Origin of the sequence: Cryobacterium sp. TMT3-29-2 (assembly GCF_004564305.1) — a bacterium.
Lineage (GTDB): Bacteria > Actinomycetota > Actinomycetes > Actinomycetales > Microbacteriaceae > Cryobacterium > Cryobacterium sinapicolor.
In genome coordinates this window covers 1-1,011 of sequence record NZ_SOGK01000103.1, presented here as the reverse complement: position 1 = coordinate 1,011, position 1,011 = coordinate 1, and the positions used below count along the sequence as shown (strand labels likewise).

Sequence of the window (1,011 nt, the reverse complement as noted above, 5' to 3'; positions counted from 1 at the left end):
CTGCACCAGACCCTCGGCTACTCAACACCCACCGAACGACTCATCAAACTCACACTCGCCGCCTAAAATGAAACCGAGGACCCCGTCCGAAAAGACCGGGTCACCCCAATCCGTTTCGGCTCGAAATTGGTAAAATCTCCGTCGAATTCGTTCGAGGGCCGGGCGCCTGTCGATTTCAGCGACGGATGAACGTGGTAGTTCTAGCCCACGGGCCCACGCCGAACAAATCAGTTTCGATACATCATCAAAAGTCTTGACACTAGATTAGAACACGTTTACTATAGTGGTATGGCAGGAGCCCCCACTCCGCACCACCCCACCACCTCACCGCAGGCGGTGGCTTCCAACGTGCAACAGCCCCTCGTGCAGCTGCCCCTCGTGCAGCTGCCCCTTGTGCAGCGACTGCAGCAGGCGCGTGATCTGGCCGCGTCCGTGCTTGATTCGGTCGCCTTCTCTCTCCTGAATGAGGCGGAGGCGATGGCGGTGCTCGGCACGGTGGAAGACCTCGGCCGTAGGGTGGATGCGGCCAGGGTTGCATCCGCTGCCGACATTGCGGTGCGGTCTCGGCGCATCCTCGGGAATGAGTCCCTCGCGTATAAGAACGGGGCGACCAGTGGAACGGACCTGATCACCCGCCTGACCCGTGTTTCCTCGCGGGAGGCGAACCGGCGGGTGCGCCTGGGCGAGAATGTCACCCCGCGTCTGGCCGGCACCAGCATGCTGCCGCCGTATTACCCNGCGTCTGGCCGGCACCAGCATGCTGCCGCCGTATTACCCGGCCGTGGCGGCTGCCCTCACCGCCGGCGACCTCGGCGTCGATGCTGCCGAGAACATTGTCACTGCCCTCGACACTGTTGCTGCCCGGGTCGCGCCGGACGATCTGGGCACCGCGGAGCGTGCCTTGGTGGCCAGTGCGACGGGTGCGATCACCGACGAAACGAGCGGGCTCCCCGGTGAGGGGTTCGCGTTCCCCGCGGATCTGGTGCGGGGCATGGCGGGGCAGTGGCTGGC

Annotated in this window: 1 protein-coding gene; it reads left to right on the top strand. The window is 64.5% G+C overall.

The window, feature by feature from the left end:
* Positions 1–757: 757 nt before the first annotated feature.
* Positions 758–1,011, top strand: a 254-nt coding sequence (locus tag E3O67_RS11755) for a DUF222 domain-containing protein (RefSeq protein WP_167726600.1), incomplete at its 3' end; no start/stop codon positions are given.